The organism is Actinospineispora eucalypti, from assembly GCF_039543365.1.
Classification (GTDB): Bacteria; Actinomycetota; Actinomycetes; order Mycobacteriales; family Pseudonocardiaceae; genus Pseudonocardia; species Pseudonocardia eucalypti.
Genome location: NZ_BAABJP010000001.1, coordinates 224,329 through 240,379, shown reverse-complemented (window position 1 = coordinate 240,379; position 16,051 = coordinate 224,329). Strand labels below are relative to the sequence as shown.

The 16,051-nt window shown below is 72.0% G+C and carries 16 protein-coding genes; 13 read left to right on the top strand and 3 right to left on the bottom strand.

The features are described 5' to 3' along the window. The first annotated feature begins 11 nt into the window (after window positions 1-11). Genes ABEB12_RS01150 through ABEB12_RS01120 form a run of 7 tightly spaced genes read left to right on the top strand, consistent with a single transcriptional unit; the run spans window position 12 to window position 7,290 of the window. A complete protein-coding gene (locus ABEB12_RS01150) occupies window positions 12-1,121 on the top strand; it encodes an acyl-CoA dehydrogenase family protein (protein WP_345702467.1) in 1,110 nt (369 codons plus the stop codon). Between the two features lie 13 nt (window positions 1,122-1,134). Then, complete coding sequence (locus tag ABEB12_RS01145; RefSeq protein ID WP_185058516.1) at window positions 1,135-2,304, top strand: acyl-CoA dehydrogenase family protein; 1,170 nt, start codon at window positions 1,135-1,137, stop codon at window positions 2,302-2,304. Further along, window positions 2,301-3,203 carry an OB-fold domain-containing protein gene (locus ABEB12_RS01140; RefSeq protein WP_185058515.1) on the top strand — a complete coding sequence of 301 codons (903 nt, stop codon included), beginning with the start codon at window positions 2,301-2,303 and terminating at the stop codon, window positions 3,201-3,203. Before ABEB12_RS01145 ends, ABEB12_RS01140 begins: the two co-directional genes overlap by 4 nt. Then, the gene (locus ABEB12_RS01135; RefSeq protein WP_185058514.1) at window positions 3,200-3,655 is read left to right on the top strand and encodes a MaoC/PaaZ C-terminal domain-containing protein; all 456 of its coding nucleotides are present in this window, start codon (window positions 3,200-3,202) and stop codon (window positions 3,653-3,655) included. Before ABEB12_RS01140 ends, ABEB12_RS01135 begins: the two co-directional genes overlap by 4 nt. Next, a complete protein-coding gene (locus tag ABEB12_RS01130; RefSeq protein WP_185058513.1) occupies window positions 3,652-4,821 on the top strand; it encodes a thiolase C-terminal domain-containing protein in 1,170 nt (389 codons plus the stop codon). The genes ABEB12_RS01135 and ABEB12_RS01130 overlap by 4 nt, the downstream gene beginning before the upstream one ends. A gap of 58 nt (window positions 4,822-4,879) precedes the next feature. Beyond that, complete coding sequence (locus ABEB12_RS01125) at window positions 4,880-6,028, top strand: GNAT family N-acetyltransferase (protein ID WP_185058512.1); 1,149 nt, start codon at window positions 4,880-4,882, stop codon at window positions 6,026-6,028. A 56-nt stretch (window positions 6,029-6,084) separates the two neighbouring features. Next, window positions 6,085-7,290 carry an AGE family epimerase/isomerase gene (locus ABEB12_RS01120; protein WP_221497522.1) on the top strand — a complete coding sequence of 402 codons (1,206 nt, stop codon included), beginning with the start codon at window positions 6,085-6,087 and terminating at the stop codon, window positions 7,288-7,290. 14 nt (window positions 7,291-7,304) lie between these two features. Here the strand turns inward: ABEB12_RS01120 and ABEB12_RS01115 are convergent, their stop codons facing one another. Then, window positions 7,305-7,964, bottom strand: a complete 660-nt coding sequence (locus ABEB12_RS01115) for a TetR/AcrR family transcriptional regulator (protein WP_185058510.1) — start codon at window positions 7,962-7,964, stop codon at window positions 7,305-7,307. Between the two features lie 231 nt (window positions 7,965-8,195). On the opposite strand from ABEB12_RS01115, the gene ABEB12_RS01110 reads away from it, so the two are divergent. From ABEB12_RS01110 to ABEB12_RS01100, 3 genes are all read left to right on the top strand, one after another. Continuing rightward, window positions 8,196-9,155 (top strand): pirin family protein, encoded by a 960-nt coding sequence (locus ABEB12_RS01110; RefSeq protein WP_185058509.1) that lies wholly within the window; start codon window positions 8,196-8,198, stop codon window positions 9,153-9,155. A gap of 257 nt (window positions 9,156-9,412) precedes the next feature. Beyond that, a complete protein-coding gene (locus ABEB12_RS01105; protein ID WP_185058508.1) occupies window positions 9,413-10,399 on the top strand; it encodes an LCP family glycopolymer transferase in 987 nt (328 codons plus the stop codon). Window positions 10,400-10,662: 263 nt separating this feature from the next. After that, complete coding sequence (locus ABEB12_RS01100; RefSeq protein ID WP_185058507.1) at window positions 10,663-12,072, top strand: CoA transferase; 1,410 nt, start codon at window positions 10,663-10,665, stop codon at window positions 12,070-12,072. 169 nt (window positions 12,073-12,241) lie between these two features. Here the strand turns inward: ABEB12_RS01100 and ku are convergent, their stop codons facing one another. Further along, window positions 12,242-13,177, bottom strand: a complete 936-nt coding sequence (gene ku, locus ABEB12_RS01095; RefSeq protein ID WP_185058506.1) for a non-homologous end joining protein Ku — start codon at window positions 13,175-13,177, stop codon at window positions 12,242-12,244. 59 nt (window positions 13,178-13,236) lie between these two features. Between ku and ligD the strand changes: the two genes are divergently transcribed. The 3 genes from ligD (at window position 13,237) to ABEB12_RS01080 (ending at window position 15,045) form a co-directional block, all read left to right on the top strand. Next, on the top strand, window positions 13,237-14,124 hold the full coding sequence (gene ligD / locus ABEB12_RS01090; protein ID WP_221497741.1) for a non-homologous end-joining DNA ligase: 888 nt from the start codon (window positions 13,237-13,239) through the stop codon (window positions 14,122-14,124). Between the two features lie 27 nt (window positions 14,125-14,151). After that, window positions 14,152-14,394: an Rv0909 family putative TA system antitoxin gene (locus ABEB12_RS01085; RefSeq protein ID WP_185058504.1), complete on the top strand. Its 243-nt coding sequence runs from the start codon at window positions 14,152-14,154 to the stop codon at window positions 14,392-14,394. Window positions 14,395-14,463: 69 nt separating this feature from the next. Further along, on the top strand, window positions 14,464-15,045 hold the full coding sequence (locus ABEB12_RS01080) for a putative glycolipid-binding domain-containing protein (RefSeq protein WP_221497740.1): 582 nt from the start codon (window positions 14,464-14,466) through the stop codon (window positions 15,043-15,045). Here the strand turns inward: ABEB12_RS01080 and ABEB12_RS01075 are convergent. Next, complete coding sequence (locus ABEB12_RS01075; protein WP_185058502.1) at window positions 15,042-16,019, bottom strand: prephenate dehydrogenase; 978 nt, start codon at window positions 16,017-16,019, stop codon at window positions 15,042-15,044. The two genes, ABEB12_RS01080 and ABEB12_RS01075, sit on opposite strands and share 4 nt — an antisense overlap. Between the last annotated feature and the right edge of the window lie 32 nt (window positions 16,020-16,051).

Sequence of the window (16,051 nt, the reverse complement as noted above, 5' to 3'; positions counted from 1 at the left end):
GGGAGCGCACGGTGGACTTCACGCTGGACGAGACACAGCGGGAGATCGTCGACCTGGCGCGCGACGTGCTCACCCGGGAGACCGAGCCATATCTTGCCTGGAGGGCGTTGAGCCAGGCCGGACTGCTCACCCTGGCCACCCCGGAGCGGTTCGGCGGCGCCGGGCTGGGCGTGCTGGAGACCGCTCTGGTGCTCACCGAGGTCGGCCGGCAGGCCGTCCAGGTCCCGGCGCTGGAGACCCTGGCCCTCGGTGCGCTGCCCATCGCCCGCGCCGGCACCGAGGAGCAGCGCCGGACGCTGCTCGGCGCGGTGGCCGAGGGGGCCACGCTGACCGCGGCCATCACCGAGCCGTCCGCTCCCCTGCCCGCCACGCCCCGGACCACCGCCCTCCCTGACCCCTCCGGCGGCTGGGTGGTGTCCGGGACGCTGGTCGGCGTCCGTTCGGCCGGCTCGGCGCACCGGATCCTGGTGCCGGCCACGCTCGCCGGCGGAGCGCGGGCGCCCGGTTCGGCGCCCGACGGAGACCCGACCGGCACGGGGGTGCTACTGGTCGACCCCCAGACTCCCGGGGTGACCCGGACCGCCACCCGGACCTCCGCCGGGACGGCCGAGTTCACCGTGCACCTGTCCGATGCTCGGGTGCCGTCGGATGCGCTGCTCGGAGACGACCGGAGCGGCGTGGTCCTGGCCGGCCTGCACCGGTCGGCACTGGTCGGCGCGTGCGCGGTGGGTGACGGGCTGCTTTCCGGGGCGCTCCAGCTGACCGCGGACCACCTGCGCAAACGCGAGCAGTTCGGGCGCCCGCTGGCCACGTTCCAGGCGGTCGCGCAGCAGGTGGCGGACGCCTACCTGGCATCCCGGACGCTGCACCTGGCCACGCTGGCCGCCTGCTGGGAGCTGGACTCCTCATCTTCTGACGCCGGCGCCGAGTCGGGTGACGTGGAGGTCGCCGGGTACTGGCTGGCCGAACGCGCGCTCCCGGCCCTGCACGTGTGCCAGCACCTGCACGGCGGGCTGGGCATGGACGTGAGCTATCCGCTGCACCGGCACTACGCGATGACCAAGGACCTCACCCGGTTCGTCGGCGGGGTGGACCGCCGACTGGCCGGACTGGCGTCGTGACCTGGGGGTTCGGGTGCATTTGGAGTTGACCGCCGACCAGCGGCGGCTGCGCGGCGAGCTGCGCTCCTACTTCGCCGGGTTGATCACCCCCGAGGAACGGGTGGTGATGCTCACCGAGCGACACGGCCCGGTCTACCGGGACGTGGTCCGGCGGATGGGACGGGACGGCTGGCTGGGCGTGGGCTGGCCGGTGGAACACGGCGGGCACGGCTTCGGCCAGGTGGAACAGCAGATCTTCGTGAACGAGGCGGCGCGCGCCGACGTCCCGCTGCCCTCGGTGACCCTGCAGACCGTCGGGCCGACCCTGCTCGAGTACGGCACGCCCGAGCAGCGCGAACGGTTCCTGCCGTTGATCCTTTCGGGCGAGGTGCACTTCGCCATCGGCTACACCGAGCCGGAGGCGGGCACCGACCTGGCCTCGCTGCGCACCTCGGCGGTGCGCGATCCGTCCGGCGGCTACGTGGTGAACGGGCAGAAGATCTTCACCACCGGCGGGCACGACGCGGACTTCATCTGGCTGGCCGCGCGCACCGACCCGGCGGCGCCCGCGCACCGGGGGATCTCCATCCTGATCGTGGACACCACCGACCCCGGATACTCCTGGACCCCGATCATCACCTGCGACGGCGCGCACCACGTGAACGCCACCTACTACAGCGACGTGCGGGTGCCCGAGTCGATGCTGGTGGGCGAGGAGAACCGCGGCTGGAAGCTGATCACCACGCAGCTGAACCACGAGCGGGTCATGCTGGGTCCGGCGGGCCGGGTGGCCGCGCAGCTGGACCGGGTGCGCTCCTGGGCCGACTCGCGCCAGGCGCCGGACGGGACCCCGCTGCTGGAGCTGCCCGACGTGCGGCGCGCGCTGGCCCGGGGACGGGCGGCGTGCCGGGTGAACGAGCTGCTCAACTGGCAGGTGGCGGCGGCGGTCGGCGCGGTGGACGTGGCGGACGCCTCGGCCACCAAGGTTTTCGGCTCCGAGGTGCTGCAGTGGCTGGGCCGGGAGCTGGAGGAGATCGTCGCCCGGCACGGCGACCCGGCCGAGGAGGAAACCGCCGACCTGGTCCGCTGGCTGGACGTGCAGGCCAAGCGGAACCTGGTGATGACCTTCGGCGGCGGCGTCAACGAGATCCAGCGCGAGTTCATCGCCGCCTTCGGGCTGAGCCTGCCCCGGGTGCCGCGATGAGTTCCGCGCAGATCCTGGCGGCGGCCGAGAAGCTCTACGCGCAGGGGGACAGCGCGCCGTACCCGGCCCGCGACCCGGTGAACGTGCCGATGATCAACAACTGGACCGAGGCGCTGGGCGACGCGGATCCGCGCTACCCGGACCTGGCCCCTCCGGCGATGGTGCAGGTGTGGACCATGCGCGGGCTGCACGGCAGCCGCCCGCCGGACGACCCGCTGGCCGTGATGACCCGGGTACTGGACGAGGCCGGCTACACGTCGGTGGTGGCCACCGACTGCGAGCAGACCTACCACCGATACCTGCGTCCGGGCGAGCACGTCGCGGTGCGCAGCCGGCTCACCGAGGTGACCGGGCCGAAGCGCACCGCGCTGGGCGAGGGCTGGTTCGTCACCACGCTGAGCACGTGGACGGTGGCCACCGGCCCGGACACCGAGCCGGTGGCCGAGATGATGTTCCGCATCCTCAAGTTCCGGCCACCGTCGGCCAAACCCGCGCCGGCGGCGCCGCGCGGCGTGCTCCGTCCGGTGGTGAACCGGGACACCGAGTACTTCTGGGCCGGGCTGCGGGCCGGCGAGCTGCGGATCTGGCGGTGCGGTGGGTGCGGCCTGCTGCGCCACCCGCCCGGGCCGATGTGCCCCCGGTGCGGCGCGACGACCCCCTCGCACGTGGTGGCCTCCGGGCGCGGCTCGGTATACAGCTTCGTGGTGCACCACCACCCGCCGGTGCCCGGGCACGAGCCGCCGTTTGTGATCGCACTGGTGGAGTTGGAGGAGGGTGTGCGGGTGATGGGTGAGCTGTTCGGCGCGGACCCCGCGTCGGTGCGGATCGGCCTACCGGTGCGGATCGAGTTCGACCGGGTGGACGACGAGCTGACGCTCCCGGCCTGGCGGCCCCTATGACCGATGTGACTGCCGTGACCGGCCCGGTCGTCGGTGACGAGCTGCCCGAGCTGCGACTGTCCGTGACGCCCACCTTCGTGGTGTCCACCGCGCTGGCCACCCGGGACTTCCAGGACGTGCACCACGACCGGGACGCCGCCGTGGCCAGGGGCTCGAAGGACATCTTCCTGAACATCCTGACCACCACCGGCCTGGTGCAGCGCTGCGTCACCGACTGGGCCGGCTCGCGGGGGCGAGTGCTCGGGGTCAAGGTGCGGCTGGGTGTGCCGTGCTACGCCGGCGACACGCTGACCCTGTCCGGGCGGGTTACCCAGACCGAACCCGAGGTGGTGGTCGACGTGGTCGGCCGGTGCGGACTGGGCGACCATGTGACCGGGCGTGTTCGACTGAACTGGGCCGACATTCGAACAGATGTTTCACGTGAAACATCGGCGCCAGAGGCGGGGCGATGAGCTTCTCCGGTGCGACCGCGATCGCCGGGATCGGCGCCACCGAGTTCTCCAAGGAGTCCGGGCGGAGCGAGCTGCAGTTGGCCGGCGAGGCCTGCCGAGCCGCGCTGGATGACGCCGGGCTGACTCCGGCCGACGTGGACGGCATGGTGACCTTCGCGATGGACGCCAACGCGGAGATCGCGGTGGCCCGGGAGATGGGCGTGCCCGAGCTGCGGTTCTTCAGCCGCATCCCGTACGGCGGGGGCGCGGCCTGCGCGACCGTGCAGCACGCCGCGATGGCGGTGGCCACCGGCATGGCCGAAGTGGTGGTTTGTTATCGGGCGTTCAACGAGCGCTCCGGGTCGCGGTTCGGCCGGGTCCAGGCGGCGGCGGTCGCCGCGGCCACTTCGGCGGGTGTGGACAACGGCTGGCACTACCCGGTCGGGCTGAGCACCCCGGCCGGCACGGTGGCCATGTTCGCCCGGCGGTACCTGCACGAGTACGGCGCGACCAGCGAGGACTTCGGCCGGGTCGCCGTGGCCATGCGCCGCCACGCGGCGACTAACCCGAACGCGTGGTTCTACGGCCGTCCGATCACCCTGGCCGAGCACCAGGCCTCCCGGTGGATTGTCGAGCCGTTGCACCTGCTGGACTGCTGTCAGGAGAGCGACGGCGCGGTCGCGGTGGTGGTGACCAGCGCCGCGCGCGCCCGCGACCTGCCCCATCCGCCCGCCCTGGTGGCCGGCGCCGCGCAGGGCAGCGGTCCCGACCAGTTCACCATGACCAGCTATTACCGCGAGTCGCTGGCCGGCCTGCCCGAGATGGGCCTGGTCGGCCGGCAGCTGTGGGCGCAGACCGGGCTCACCCCGGCGGACATGCAGGTGGCCGTGCTCTACGACCACTTCACCCCGTTCGTGCTGGTCCAGCTGGAAGAGCTGGGCTTCTGCGGGCGCGGCGAGGCGCCGGGGTTCATCGCGGACGGCGGCATCGAGCTGGATGGCCGGCTGCCGGTGAACCCGCACGGCGGCCAGCTCGGTGAGGCGTACATCCACGGTATGAACGGAATCGCCGAGGCGGTCCGCCAGCTCCGCCGTACCTCGGTGAACCAGCTGCCCGACGTGGCCAATGTGCTGGTCACCGCCGGCACCGGGGTGCCCACCAGCGCCCTGGTACTCACCACAGCCTGAACCGCACCGCTGGAAAGTCGGTTGGCGGGCGCGGCCCACCGGGCCAAGGTGTTCAGCCATGCAACCCCGGCTGCACCGTGATCTCGACGCGTTCGCGTCGGTGGCCGAACCGCTGTTTCGCACCGACGCGGTGACGCACACCGTCGCACTGACCGTGCTCGCCCAGCTGCGCAGCGGTTGGTACCCGATCGAGGACGCGCGCACTCTGCTCACCGTGCACGATGGCGGCCGGGCCGTGGGGGCGACGCTGCGCGTTGCCGGTTGGCCCCTGCTGGCCAGCGGATTGCCGCCCGAGTCGGCCGAGCCGGTGGCGCGGGCGCTGCTGGAACACGACCCGGAGCTCGCGGCGGTGAGCGGCCCGAAGGACCGCGCGACCGCGTTCGCCGCTGCTTGGTTCGCGGCATACCTCGAGCAAACCGGCGCAGTGATCCCATCGGGGACCGCAGCGGGAGCCTCAACGGGACCGACCGTGGCGGCGGTTCAGGCGCCAAGTTCGGGTGCGGCCTCGGCTCCGGCGCCAAGTTCGGATGCGGCTTCGGCTCCGGCGCCGTGTTCGGGGGAAGCCTCAGCTCCGGCGCTGGCTTCGGGTGAGGCTTCAGCTCCGGCGCCGGGTTCGGGTGCGGCTTCAGCGCATGCCCCCAACCCGGCTCAGTCCCCGACGTCGGCCACCGTCGAGGTGCCAGCTCCCGCCGCGCCGCCAGGTGCGGTGGAGGAGGTGCGGCTGCGGCTGTTCCGGCTCGGCACGCTGGTCCCGCCCGAGGGTGTTTCGGGCACCGCCCGCCTCGCTGGACCGGCCGACCTCGACCTGGTCGGTAAGTGGATGCGTGAGTTCCACGCCGAGGCCGCGCCGGAGGCGCCGAGCCCGGAACCCGAGACGCTGCGCGGGCCGCTGGAACGGCCCGGCGAGCTGCGTGCACTGCTGCTCTGGCTGGACGGAGGTGAACCGGTGGCGCTGGCCGGGGCGTCGGCGCCGATCGAGGCGATGTCCCGGATCGGGCCGGTGTACACCCCGCCGGACCGGCGCGGGCGGGGCTACGGCAGCGCGGTCACCTCGGCGGCCACCCGCTGGGCGTTGGACGCCGGGGCACGGCACGTCGTGCTGTTCACCGACCTGGCCAACCCGATCTCCAACGGCATCTACCCCCGGCTGGGCTACCGACCGGTGCACGACGCGGTGCAACTCGCCCTGCCGACTCGGTCCAACTGACCGGCTGATACGGGAGATAGGCTGGCGTGGTGGTTGGGCCGGGAGATCCTGAGTGGTTGGGTACCGAGACGGCGCGGCTGCTGGAGTTCGCCGAGGGTTCCTGGCACCCGCTGGGTGGTTTCGCCCGGCAGGACGACCGGGGCGTACGAATGCTCGATGCCCCCGTCGAGCTGTGGCTGACCGGCCGGATGACGCACGTCTACGCGCTCGGTGCGCTGCTCGGGTACCCCGGCAGCGTGGCGTTGGCCGAGCACGGATTGACCGCGTTGAGCGGCCTGCTCCGGGACACCGCCCATGGCGGCTGGTACCCGAGGGTCGGCTGGGACGGCCCGATCACCACCGACAAGGAGTGCTACCAGCACGCGTTCGTCGTGCTGGCGGCCGCCAGCGCGAGCATCGCGGGCCTGCCCGGCGGACGAGAGCTGCTGGACGACGCGTTGGAACTGTTCGAGAACCGGTTTTGGTCAGACCCCGATGGCATGCTCCGGGAGACCTGGGACGAGGAGTTCCAGACCGAGGAGGCCTATCGCGGAGTCAACGCCAACATGCACGGCGTCGAGGCGTTCCTGGCCGCGTTCGACGCCACCGGGGACGCGCGCTGGGCCGATCACGCGCGGCGAATCACCGACCGGGTGGTGCGCGAGTTCACCGCGCCGAACGGCTGGCGCATCCCGGAACACTTCGACCCGGCCTGGCACGCACTGCCGGAGTACAACGCCGACAAGCCCGACGACCCGTTCCGCCCGTACGGGTCGACCATCGGGCACGGGCTCGAGTGGGCGCGCCTGTGCCTGCAGTTGCGGGTCGCGCTGGGTGCCGACACCGACACGTCCTGGCTGGTCGACGGGGCTCGGGAGTTGTGTGGCCGGGCCGTCGCGGACGGTTGGGCGGTCGACGGTGCGCCCGGCTTCGTGTACACGGTCGACTGGCACGGCACACCCGTGGTGCACCTGCGCATGCACTGGGTGCTGGCCGAAGCGGTGGGCACGGCAGCCGCACTGCATGCGGTGACCGGTGACGACGCATACCTGGACCGCTACCGGCAGTGGTGGGAGTACGCCGAGGAGTACCTGCTCGACCGCGACCTGGGCTCCTGGCACCACGAGCTGGACCGGAACAACCGGCCGAGCGCGGTGGTGTGGCCGGGCAAGGTGGACGCTTACCACGCGGTGCAGGCGACGCTGTTGCCGCGCCTGCCACTGCGCCCGTCCATCGCCGGCGCGCTCCGGGACACCGACATCGAGCTGCCGGGCGCCGACTGAACCACTAAGGCGGTTCAGTCGGCACGTTGGGCCCGGAGGCGGGCGGCGTGGGTCTGGCCCGCGCGCAACCAGTGCGCCGACAGCTCCTCGACCAGTTGCTGCTCGGACACATCGATCGTGCCGTCCAACCACTGCAAGACCGTCTCCCCGGTGCCCCCGAGCAGCATCGCCGCGGTGATCTCGAAGATCGGGTCGGGTTGGCCGGAGTCCGGCCGGTCCAGCCCGAACTGGACCACCGACCGGGTCAGCGCGCTCATTGCGACGGCGCGGTAGCGGTTGATCGCCGGTGTGCTGGCCAGCCCGCCCCAGAGCACCCTGGCGCGGCGCGGGTCGGAGATCAGGTAGCGGATCAGCCGGCTGAGCCCGCGCCGGACCAGTTCGTCGATCGGCAGGTCCCGTTGTTCGACGAACGGGCGCACCGCCTCCCGGATGAGCTGGTCCGCGAGATCCTCGACCACCGTGGCGGCCACCGAGTCGAGGTCGGTGAAGCTCTCGTAGAAGTAACGCTTGTTGAGCCGGGCCTCACCGCATAGGCGTTCTACGGTGATCTGCCGCCAGCCGTCCTCGGCCATGATGCCGAGCGCTGCCTCGAGCAGCCGTCGACGCCGCTGTGCAGCGCGATCAGCGGCGCTCAACCCGCCGTATTGGCGACCCGGGGTCTCGGTCAACGGCATCGGTGTCCCTGTGTGCGAGCCCGGCCAGCGCCGAGCGAATGCACCGTAACGGCTCGTTTCGATCTTTACCAGATATTCAGAACGATACCCAGCGTGACATTCTTGCCCGGTAAGCAGTATGTACTCACCACGTGATCGCACCCGGTCGGGGCATGCGGGAATGCCATGACCTCGAACGGTGTTTAGAAATCACACCGTTAGTTGAACGTTGAACGACTTAGGAGGGCCGACATGCCGGCGATCACTGTGGCCGATATCACTACCCTGCCCCGCATTCCCGAGCCTGGACCCACCGCCAGCGAGCGCACGGTGCGTTCGGTGACCGAGGCTCCCTCCGGCTTCGAGGGCGAAGGCTTCCCGGTGCGCCGGGCGTTCGCCGGGGTACCGCAGTCGCAGCTGGACCCGTTCATCCACCTGGACCAGATGGGCGAGGTGGAGTACGCCCCGGGCGAGCCGAAGGGCACGCCCTGGCACCCGCACCGGGGTTTCGAGACCGTCACCTACATCATCGACGGCACCTTCGAGCACCAGGACTCCCACGGCGGCGGCGGATCGATCACCAACGGCGACACCCAGTGGATGACCGCCGGCGGCGGGATCCTGCACATCGAGCGCCCGCCGGAGGCCCTGGTAACCAGCGGCGGCCTGTTCCACGGGTTGCAACTGTGGGTGAACCTGCCGCGCGCGAAGAAGGCCGTCGCGCCGAGGTACCAGGACCTGCGGGCAAACTCCGTCGGCCTGCTCAGCAGCGCGGACGGCGGCACGCTGGTGCGGCTGATCGCCGGCTCCGTGCCCGGGGTGGCCGAGGTGAGCGGACCGGGTTCCACCTACACGCCGATGGCCATGCTGCACACCACCCTGGCGCCCGGGTCACGGCTGCGGCTGCCCTGGCCGGCGGAGTTCAACGCGCTGGCCTACGTGCTGTCCGGTGCCGGTTCGGTGGGTGCGGAAGCGCGCCCGATCGGCACCGGCCAGCTGGCGGTGTTCGGACCCGGCGACGCGATCACCATCGCCGCCGACTCGCGCCAGGAGTCCCGGCACCCCGGGCTGGACGTGGTCCTGCTGGGCGGCGAGCCGATCCGCGAGCCGATCGCCTGGACCGGTCCGTTCGTGATGAACACCCGCGCCGAGGTGCTGACCGCGTTCGAGGACTACCAGGCCGGCCGCTTCGGGCAGATCCCGGAGAACTGACACGCGCAACCGAACGCCTCCCCGATACGTCACCCTGTAGAAGTACGGTGTAACCACGAGGGAGGGTGTTCGGCATGAACCGTGGCGGTGGACCTCGTTCGTGGGGCCGTCCACCGCCGTCGGCTCCCCGGCAGTCCGGTCCGCCGCGTGCGCCGGGCCGGTACGGCCCGCCGGGGCCGCCACCCGGCTACCGGCCACCCGGACACCGGCCGCCGCCACCACGCCGACCCGACGGGCAGTACGCGGTGCCCGGCGGAATGCCCCCCGGCGCCGCGCCGTACCGCACGCCGATCCCGCCCCCGCGCCGACCGCGCTGGGGGCGCCGGCTGGTCACCCTGTTGCTGGTCCTGGTGCTGGCGATGCTCGGCTACGGCGCTTACCTGGACACCAAGCTGAGCCGGGACAGCACGCTGACCAGCTACGCCGGCCGGCCGAGCAGCGAGGGCACGAACTGGTTGATCGTCGGCTCGGACAGCCGCGCCGATCTCACCGAGCAGCAGGAAGAACGCCTCGCCACCGGGCACAGCTCCGGCCAGCGCACCGACACGATCATGCTGCTGCACACCGGCAGCAACGGGACCACGCTGGTGAGCCTGCCCCGGGACTCGCTGGTGCCGATCCCCGGCCGGAACGCCAACAAGCTCAACTCGGCCTTCTCCGCCGGCGGCGCCCAACTGCTCACCCGGACCGTGGAACAGGCCACCGGCCTGCGCATCGACCACTACGCGGAGATCGGTTTCGAGGGATTCGTGCAGGTCGTGGACGCGGTCGGCGGGGTGGACATGTGCATCCCGTCCGCCATGCGCGACCCGCTGGCCGGGCTCAACATCAAGGCCGGCTGCCAGGAGCTGAACGGCCCGACCGCCCTCGGCTACGTGCGCAGCCGGGCCACCCCGCGCGCCGACCTGGACCGCATCGAGCACCAGCGCCTCTTCCTGTCCGCACTGATGAAACGCCTGGTCAGCCCGTTCACACTGGCCAACCCGGTGCGCCTGGTCGCCCTCGGCGAGGCCATCCCGGGCGCGCTCAAGATCGACTCCGGCGACCACGTCTGGCACCTGGCCAGCCTCGGTCTGGCTATGCGTGGGCTCTCCGCCGGCGACGGGGCGACGACCACGGTGCCGATCGGCGGCACCGGCACGGTGAACGGCTCATCCATCGTCCGCTGGGACAAGGGCCGCGCCAAGCAACTCTTCTCCACCCTCGCCGCCGACCGCCCCGTCCCCAAGTCCCTCCTCAACTAACCACCCCAAAACCCGGCCCCCGCACCCGGCGAGTCGGGCTTTCGCACACGGCGAGTCGGGGATTCATGCACGGCGAGTCGGGGATTCGTGCACGGCGAGTCGGGGATTCGTGCACGGTGAGTCGGGACTTGGTGCACGGTGAGTCGGGATTTCGCGCACGGTGAGTCGGGAATCTGGGTACGCAGGGTCACGGCTCAACGGACGGCTCGGCGGCGGCGATTCGGGGCCGGCCGGGTTCCTCGAACCGTGCCAGGATCGATCTCGTGACCAGCGCGGATTGGCATGATCTGCTCGCCGAGGCCTGGCGAGCGGTCGCCGGCGAGGCACCACTCCCGGCCCACCTCAGCGTCGACCACGTGCCGCGTGATCAACTCCCCGCCGACGTGCCGGTTGCGGACACCGCCATCGCCTGTATCGGCGCGGCGCTCCTGGCCGCCGTGGCGCTCGGTAAGGGTCCGGAGGACCAGGCCGGGAGCAGCCGGGCAGCTTCGCTACGCGGTGATCATCTGGCGGCGGCGGTGCGGAGTGAGAGTTATCTGACCGTGGGCGGCCGAGCGGCCGGACCGGGCTTCGCACCGCTGTCCCGGTTCTGGCGCACCGCCGACGGCTGGGCGCGCACGCACGCCAACTACCCCTGGCACCGCCGCGCGCTCCTCGGTGCGGTGGGGCTGCCCGACCACGGGACCGATGACACCGAACTGGCGGAGCGACTGGCCTCCGTATTCGGTGAGCTTCCGGCCGCCGAGGTCGAGCGGATAGTCGTCGAGGCCGGCGGGGTCGCCGCCGCGATGCGCACCCCGGACGAGTGGCTGCGTCACCCACACGGCCGGGTCGTCGCGGAGCAACCGCTGATCGGACTCACCCGGCACGAGCCCGGACGGCCACGCCCACGCCCCGCCGGCGGCCCGCTGCCGGCAGAAGGAGTGCGGGTGCTGGACCTGACCCGAGTGATCGCCGGGCCGGTCGCCACCCGGTACCTGGCTGCGCTCGGCGCGGATGTGCTCCGGCTCGACCCGCCGGACCGCCCCGAGCTGACCCTGCACCGGTACGACGGCCTGCCCGGCAAGCGCAGCGCGCTGCTCGATGCGTCCACCCGCGCCGGCCGGACCACGCTGCACGAGCTGCTGGCGGGGGCCGACGTGCTGGTTCACGGGTACCGGCCGGGCGCTCTGGACCGATTCGGCCTGGACGCGGAAACCCTCGCGGAACGGCATCCCGGCCTGGTCGTCGTCACGCTGTCGGCCTGGGGAGGGCGGGGTCCGTGGGGCGACCGCCGGGGGTTCGACAGCATCGTGCAGGCAGGCGTGGGCATCGCCGCGCGCGAGTCACCCGGCGACGGGCGCCCCGGCGCGCTGCCCTGTCAGCTGCTCGACCACGGCACGGGCTACCTCTGTGCCGCAGCCGCACTGGACGGCCTGCGCCGCCAGGCCGAGTCGGGTGGCGGCTACCTGCGTGAGCTGTCCCTTGCCCGGACCGCGCACTGGTTGCTCGGCCAGCCCTCGATCCCGGCCGCCCCCGGCGTGGAACCGGTTGCCGACGGAGACTGGTTGGTCGACCTGCGCGGGGATCGTGGGCGAGTGCGCACCGTGGCCCCGCCCGGGGCCATCGACGGCCGTCAGCTCGGGTGGCCGGACGAGCTCATCGCATACGGCGCCGCCGACGCGCGCTGGTAAGCCGCCGCGACGCACCTCAAACCCCGAGATTCCGGTACCCGAAACCCCGACTCGCCGTACTCAGATCCCCGACTCGCTGTACCCGAAACCCCGACTCGCCGTACCCAGATCCCCGACTCGCTGAGTACGGGAGGCCGACTCGCGGGGGGGTTCGGGGGAGGGTGGGTGGTTAGGCGCCTTTGCGGGTGGTGGGTTTGGTGCGGGACTTGGGGGTGCTGGGTTTCTTGGGTGATTTGGCCGCCGGCTCGGATTTTGTGGTGTCGGACTTCGGCTTGGGGCGCTGGGCCGGGACCTTGGGGGACGGTGCGCCGGAGGACTTGGCGGTGGCGGCTTCCACGCTGCGCTGCAGGGCGGTGAGCAGGTCACTCATCCCGTCGCCGCCGGCGCCTCCGCCCGCCGAGGCGGCCGCTGGGGCCTCCCGGGTGTCCCCGGCGGACCGCTTGCGTTCCAGCAGGTCCTCCACCGCGGTCAGGTACTCGTCGGTGAACCGGGTCGGGTCGAACTCCGCGCCCAGGCTGTCGATCAGCGACGCGGCCATCTGCATCTCCTGCGGCCGCAGCTCCACCGAGGCGTCCAGGATGTCGAACTCCGGGGCACGCACCTCGTCCGGCCAGAGCATGGTCTGCAGCACGATCACGTTGTCCCGCACCCGCAACAACGCCAGCGTGGACCGCTGCCGCAGCGCGACCTTCACCACGGCCATCCGGTCGGTCTCCCGCAACGCCTCACGCAGCAGGGCGTACGGCTTGGCCGCCTTCGACTCGGGCTCCAGGTAGTAGCTCTTCTCGAAAAGTAACGGGTCGACCTGGTCGGCCGGGACGAACTCGAGCACCTCGATCTCCCGGCCGCCCGCCACCGGAAGGGTTTCCAGGTCGGCCTCGTCCAGGGTGATCAGCTCGCCGTCCTCGGTCTCGTACCCCTTGACGATGTCCGCGTAGTCGACCTCCTGGCCGCACACCTCGCACACCCGCCGGTAGCGGATCCTGCCGCCGTCTAAACCGTGCACCTGGTGAAACCGGATGTCGTGGCTGGCCGTCGCCGAGTACAGCTTCACCGGGACGCTGACCAGACCGAATGACACCGCGCCCGTCCACATCGCGCGCATAGAGCCCACCTCTCCCCGCCGACAAGGTGCTCCAGTGACAGCATGAAGGCGTGGACCCCATGCTCGCCACCCCTGGCCCGTTACCGGCCGGTCCGGAGTGGTACTACGAGGTGAAATGGGACGGCATGCGCCTGCTCGCCGACCTTTCCGCCGAGCGGGGCCTGCGGCTGACCAGCCGCACCGGGCGGGACGTCACCGCGCACTTCCCCGAGCTGGCCGAGCTGGCCGCGCTCGCCCCGGACGTGCTGCTGGACGGCGAGGTGGTGCAGATGGTCGGCGGGCGGCCGTCGTTCGCCGCGCTGTCCGAGCGGTTCCACCGGGTGCCGACGCCGGCGGAGGTGGCCGCCGGGCCGGTGGTCTACATGGTGTTCGACATGTTGCGCCTCTACGGTGTGCCGCTGCTCTCCCGCACCCAGCAGGAGCGGCGGGACACGCTGGACCGGCTGGCCTTCGACGAGTTGGTCCGGGTGCTGCTCTCGCCGGCGTACGAGGACGGCGGGGCGCTGCTCGCGGCCACCGAGCGGCAGGGCCTCGAGGGAGTGGTGGCCAAGCGCCGGGACGCCATCTACCGGCCGGGCCAGCGCACGCGTTCCTGGGTGAAGGTGGCGCACCGGCGTACCCAGGACTGCCTGGTCGGCGGCTGGCGCACGGAGAAGGACCACCCGTCCCGGATCGGCGCGCTGCTGCTGGGGGTGCCCGGGGACGACGGCCTGAAGTTCGCCGGGCGGGTCGGGTCCGGGGTCGCCGGGGACGCGATGCAGCGGGCACTGCGGACGGCGCTGGTGGACCGGGCCGAGTCGCCGTTCACCGAGCCGCTGCCCAAGCTGGACGCGACCGGCGCGCGGTGGTGCGAGCCGACGGTCACCGTGGAGATCAGCCACACCGGTTGGACCGACGGGCACCGCCTGCGTCACCCGGTTTTACAGCGGTTGCGCCTGGACCTGTAACCCGGAATGGGTCCAGGATCTTCAGCCATGGATTTCAAATCGCTGACCGACAAGGCCAAGGGACTGCTCGGCAAGCACGACGACAAGGTGGACCAGGCGCTGGACAAGGCCGGCGAAGCCGCCAAGAAGAAGTTCGCCGGGCACGACGAGCAGATCGACAAGGTGGTGGGGAAGGCCAAGGAGCACGACTGGGACGGCACCGGTGAGGGTGGCCAGCAGCCACCGCCCGAGGGCGGCCAGCAACCGCCGGCGGAGAACCGCCCGCAGTAGTCGGGCCGTTGCCCCCGCTTCGATTCGGCTGATCGCCCGCAAGGCGCTACCGTGACGCTGGTGACCGCGATGTTCACCTGGCAGGGCGTTGACGACACCGGTTTGGAGAGCGCCCGCGTGCTGCTCGGCGAAGGCGGGCTGCGCGCACTCGGACGGATGGTGCGCACGCCGCGCGAGGGTGACGCGTTCACCGCGTCGTACCGGCTTTTCGTCGGTGAGGACGGCATCCTGTCACGACTGTCCGTGACCAGCGCGACCGGCGAGCGGGAGCGCAACCTGACCCTGAACCGCACCGAGGACGGCTACTGGCTGCTGGACACCGGTTCCGGCAAGGCCGGCTCACGCACCGAGTTCGGCGGCGCGTTGGACGTGGACCTGCAGTTCAGTCCGCTGTACAACGCGCTGCCGATCCGGCGTCTGGGGTTGCACGTGGGTGCCTCGGGCGACGTCGAGCACGAGATCCCGATGGTCTTCGTGATGCTGCCGACCCTGGACGTGGAACTGGTCACGCAGTGCTACCGGACGGTGTCCACGCTGGACCAGCGGGAGCGCGCGCTGATCGGATTCCGCGGCCACGACTTCACCGCGGAGATCGAGGTCGACGGGTCCGGGATGGTCACCCACTACCCGGAGCTGGCCAGCAGGCGCTAAGCCGACCAGCCGGTGAGTTGAGTGCCGGCGTGGCCCAGTTTGCGCAGCTCGGCCAGGTCGAGCGGGGCGCGCGGGATGGTGCGCCGGGCCGGGGCCGAGCGCAGCTCGTGCCACTCCATGCGGGCCTGGTGGCCGGCGTTCACGGTCGCGGCCAGGCCGCCGGTCGACGCCAGCGAGCCCCGGGCCGCGCCCAGGCGGCCGAGGGCGTCGTCCACCGCCGGCAGCAGGCCGGCGCGGTTGCCCTCGCACATGGCCAACACCAGCTCCGGGCGGGTGTCCATGACCCGGGTGGCGTCGGCGAACGAGCCGGCGGCCAGGGTCAGCGCCAAGGCGCCGTCGTCCCCACCCGCGCCGCTCCACGGGTCGTTCCCGGCGGCGGCCACCGAGGCCAGGATGGCGGCGAACAGGTGCGTCAGGTGGGAGATCCGGCCCACGGCCGCGTCGTGTTCCCGCACGCCGGACGGAACGACTAGCGAGCCGCACGCCCAGGCCAGCTCGGCCACGTCGGCCCACACCTCGGGGTCCGTGTCGTCCTCCGCGATGACCACCCAGTTGGCGCGATCGAACAGCTTCGCCGAGCCGGCCGGCCAGCCGGACTCGGCCGTGCCGGCCATCGGGTGCCCGCCCACGTAGCGGGTGCGCGGGGCCAGCCTCAGGACCGCCTCGGTGACCGGCGCCTGCACGCTGACCACGTCGGTCAGGCGGCATTCCGGGGCCATCGCGTCCACCCGCCGGAGCACGGTGGCAACCGCCGTCAACGGCGTGGCCAGGACCACCAGGGCATCCTCGTCGCGGGCCCGCAGCAGCGCCTCGTCGGTGTCGCGGGCCACGTCGTAGCCGTCGGCGCGCGCCGCGTCGGCGGTTTCGACCGAGGCGGTCGCCCCCCAGGTCACCCGCCCCGCCGCCGTGGCGGCACGAACCAGCGAGCCGCCGATGAGCCCCAACCCGATCACACAGATCGGCCGATTAGTCACGGCCGTCGAGCGTAGTCCCCGCCGATCGGGGC

Bases quoted from the DNA above. Each gene is read 5' to 3' on its own strand.
- ku (WP_185058506.1), bottom strand. From the start codon at position 13,177: ATGCGCGCGATGTGGACGGGCGCGGTGTCATTCGGTCTGGTCAGCGTC.
- ABEB12_RS01115 (WP_185058510.1), bottom strand. From the start codon at position 7,964: ATGCCGTTGACCGAGACCCCGGGTCGCCAATACGGCGGGTTGAGCGCC.
- ABEB12_RS01140 (WP_185058515.1), top strand. From the start codon at position 2,301: ATGAGTTCCGCGCAGATCCTGGCGGCGGCCGAGAAGCTCTACGCGCAG.
- ABEB12_RS01085 (WP_185058504.1), top strand. From the start codon at position 14,152: ATGGATTTCAAATCGCTGACCGACAAGGCCAAGGGACTGCTCGGCAAG.
- ligD (WP_221497741.1), top strand. From the start codon at position 13,237: ATGCTCGCCACCCCTGGCCCGTTACCGGCCGGTCCGGAGTGGTACTAC.
- ABEB12_RS01105 (WP_185058508.1), top strand. From the start codon at position 9,413: ATGCCCCCCGGCGCCGCGCCGTACCGCACGCCGATCCCGCCCCCGCGC.
- ABEB12_RS01130 (WP_185058513.1), top strand. From the start codon at position 3,652: ATGAGCTTCTCCGGTGCGACCGCGATCGCCGGGATCGGCGCCACCGAG.
- ABEB12_RS01110 (WP_185058509.1), top strand. From the start codon at position 8,196: ATGCCGGCGATCACTGTGGCCGATATCACTACCCTGCCCCGCATTCCC.
- ABEB12_RS01135 (WP_185058514.1), top strand. From the start codon at position 3,200: ATGACCGATGTGACTGCCGTGACCGGCCCGGTCGTCGGTGACGAGCTG.
- ABEB12_RS01125 (WP_185058512.1), top strand. From the start codon at position 4,880: ATGCAACCCCGGCTGCACCGTGATCTCGACGCGTTCGCGTCGGTGGCC.
- ABEB12_RS01080 (WP_221497740.1), top strand. From the start codon at position 14,464: ATGTTCACCTGGCAGGGCGTTGACGACACCGGTTTGGAGAGCGCCCGC.